At 63.6% G+C, this 2748-nt stretch carries 5 protein-coding genes; 1 reads left to right on the top strand and 4 read right to left on the bottom strand.

What is annotated here, in order from left to right; genetic code table 11:
• Together EOA36_RS32790 and EOA36_RS32785 are read right to left on the bottom strand one after the other, a co-directional pair.
• Positions 1-524, bottom strand: a 524-nt coding sequence (locus EOA36_RS32790) for a DnaJ domain-containing protein (protein ID WP_148669442.1), incomplete at its 3' end; no start/stop codon positions are given.
• 100 nt (positions 525-624) lie between these two features.
• Entirely contained in the window at positions 625-1086 is a 462-nt protein-coding gene (locus tag EOA36_RS32785; protein ID WP_127280935.1) for an RT0821/Lpp0805 family surface protein, read from the bottom strand.
• A gap of 40 nt (positions 1087-1126) precedes the next feature.
• On the opposite strand from EOA36_RS32785, the gene pdxH reads away from it, so the two are divergent.
• Complete coding sequence (gene pdxH, locus EOA36_RS32780) at positions 1127-1744, top strand: pyridoxamine 5'-phosphate oxidase (RefSeq protein WP_127280934.1); 618 nt, start codon at positions 1127-1129, stop codon at positions 1742-1744.
• Positions 1745-1755: 11 nt separating this feature from the next.
• Here the strand turns inward: pdxH and EOA36_RS32775 are convergent, their stop codons facing one another.
• On the bottom strand, positions 1756-2508 hold the full coding sequence (locus tag EOA36_RS32775) for a crotonase/enoyl-CoA hydratase family protein (protein WP_127280933.1): 753 nt from the start codon (positions 2506-2508) through the stop codon (positions 1756-1758).
• Between the two features lie 20 nt (positions 2509-2528).
• Positions 2529-2748 (bottom strand): acyl-CoA dehydrogenase C-terminal domain-containing protein (locus EOA36_RS32770; protein ID WP_189553475.1); only part of this gene is annotated, 220 nt, incomplete at its 5' end.

Below are 2748 nucleotides of genomic sequence, written 5' to 3'. Positions count from 1 at the left end.
TCCGGGAACATCGCCGTCACCTTTTCGGCGTTCGCGGCTTCCTCGATGGTAATGTCGAGCGTGACGTTCAAATCGGCCGATGTCGCCGGCTGGCGGCGGTCGCCTGCGGCTGACCCGCGCGCGCCTGAAAAGGCATCGCCGAAAATCTGGCTGAAGATGTCGCTGTTGCCGTCGAACGGATCGCCACCTGGACGGCCCGAGCGGAACTCGAATCGCGAGCCGCCAGCGCCCTGTTGCTGGCGGCGAAACCCGGCAAAGGGGTCGCCGCCACCGGCCGCGCCTTCAAAACCCTGGAAACGCGGCTTGCCATCGGCGTCGATCTCGCCACGATCGAAAGCGGCACGGCTTTTCTCGTCGCCGATGACCTCATAGGCCTGATTGGCCGCGGCAAAACGGTCCTTCGCCTTGGGATCATTCGGATTCTGGTCCGGATGATGCTTCTTGGCGAGTTTCCGGTACGCCGATTTTATGTCCTTGGCCGATGCGTTCTTTGCAACGCCCAGGACCTCATAGGGGTCGCGCATGCTTCCTGCCCTGGAAAAGGAGTGAGTCCATACTTGCCCCCTATATGCGCTCGCATAGGAAGAAATTCCAGTAGCGGTGCGTCATATCAAAGGTGGAAAATCAGAGCGCCTTGAAGCCCTGCATGCGCCAGCCGCCGGCACTGGCGAGACAGAGTTCACCCTCGAACATGGCAACGCCGTCAAAGCTCTCGCGAGAAGCCTTGAAGCGGCGGCACGTCTGGCCGCTGTCCTTCAATTCCGCCAGCTCCGTGATGGAGCCGCGCGAGCCGGTGCCGGCATTCGCCCAGGGCACTGCCTGGCCACCGAGTTGCTCGATGTCGGCGGACGATACCGCATTGCCGATCGTCGTCTGGTCGGAGTCGCGATCCGTATCAGCGGGCTTGGCCGAAGCCGATGTGCTTGAGGTCAGGATCGAGCGGTCGACTTCGGCTTTCTCAAGGCTGAAGCCTCCCGCGCCGCAGCCAGCAAGCGGCAGGACGATTGACACGATCGCAACTTTCGCGCTGGCAGAAGCGATAACGCCCCATTGCCTGCTGTCAAAAGCTTGCGCGATACGCGACAATCGGCAACCTCCCTGATTTCGTGACAATTTGAGAAAAACTATGAGTGATGCAGAGTTAACAAGCGGTGACTTTACCGAGGCCGCCGAGCCGTTTCGCCTTTTTGCCGCATGGCTGGACGACGCCACCAAGAGCGAAATCAACGACGCCAACGGCGTGGCGCTGGCGACCGTCGATGCCGAGGGCATGCCGGACGTACGGATGGTGCTGCTCAAGGGGTTCGATGAAAGCGGCTTTGTGTTCTACACGAATTTCGAGAGTGCCAAGGGCCAGGAGATTCTAGGCAGTATGAAGGCGGCGATGTGTTTCCATTGGAAATCGCTGCGCCGGCAAGTGCGCGTGCGCGGTCCGGTCGAGATCGTCAACAATGCCGAGGCCGACGCCTATTATGCGACGCGCCCGCGCGGCAGCCGCATCGGCGCCTGGGCCTCGAAGCAATCGCGACCGCTGGAAAGCCGCTTCGCGCTGGAAAAGGCGGTCGCCGAATACACGGCGCGTTATGCCATCGGCGATATCCCGCGACCGAAACATTGGTCGGGCTTCCGCATCGTACCGAAGACCATCGAATTCTGGCACGACAGGCCGTTCCGGCTGCATGACCGAGTGGTCTTCTCGCGCGACGCCGATGGTGGCTGGAGCAAGACGAGGCTGTATCCCTGAAAGGGTAAGGTTCAGCCCTTTTTCCTGGTCATGAATGCCGTGAGGGCGGCGCGCGCCTCGTCGGATTTCAGCCGCTCGCGGAAATGCTCGCTCTCTACCCCGATGCGGGCGACGAGGTCGTCGCGTGAGCCACGCATCAGGTCGCGCGCGATCCTCAGTGCCTGCGGCGGCTTGGCCGCGATCTGGCCAGCCGCCGCCAGCACCGAAGCCTCCAGCGCGCCTTCCTCGACCACCTCGTAGATCAGCCCGACGGCCTTCGCCCGCTCGGCCGAAAAGCCCTCGCCGAGGCCGAGCAGCGCAAACGCAGCTTGCTGGCCGAGGATGCGCGGCGCCAAAAGGCTCGATCCGGCCTCGGGCACGAGGCCGAGATCGACGAAGGGCGTGCGGAACACGGTGCGTGGCGTGGCGAAGGTCAGGTCGCAATGCAGGTTGATCGTGGTGCCGATGCCGACCGCGATGCCGTCGACGCCCGAGACCATCGGTTTCTCGACCCGCGCCAGCGCCATCAGGAAATCCCAGACCTCCGTGCCACCATCGCCGCCAGTGGCCACCACCATGAAGTCGCCGAGGTCGTTGCCGGAGGAGAAGGCGCCGGGCACGCCGAGAAAGACATGGACGCGGATCGCCGGATCGGCGTCGCCTTCGGCAAGGGCCGCCGACATCGTCGCATACATGGCGCGCGTCAGCGCGTTCTTCTTGTCGGGGCGGTTCATGCGGATGATCTGGATCGCGCCCTGGCGCTCGACTAGAATGTGGTCTGTCACGATTGTATCCTCAGTGAATGTCAGGCGGAAATCAGCGCCTTGCCAGCAGCGGCAAGGCTGTCGCCGCCGTCGATGACGCGGTCTTTCAACGCGCCGGCCTCGCCGATAAGATTCTCGGCGAAGAAGCGGCACAGCGCGATGCGGCCCTGATCGGCAAGAGCGCCGCGCGCCAGATAGGCGCCGCCGGCGGCGAGCGAGATCAGCCTCAGATACGGCGTGGCGCCAGCCAGCCCCTTGGCC

Origin of the sequence: Mesorhizobium sp. M8A.F.Ca.ET.021.01.1.1 (genome assembly GCF_003998025.1) — a bacterium.
Taxonomy (GTDB): Bacteria; Pseudomonadota; Alphaproteobacteria; order Rhizobiales; family Rhizobiaceae; genus Mesorhizobium.
Note: the sequence above shows the minus strand (reverse complement) of the source record. Positions and strands in the feature narration are given on the sequence as shown.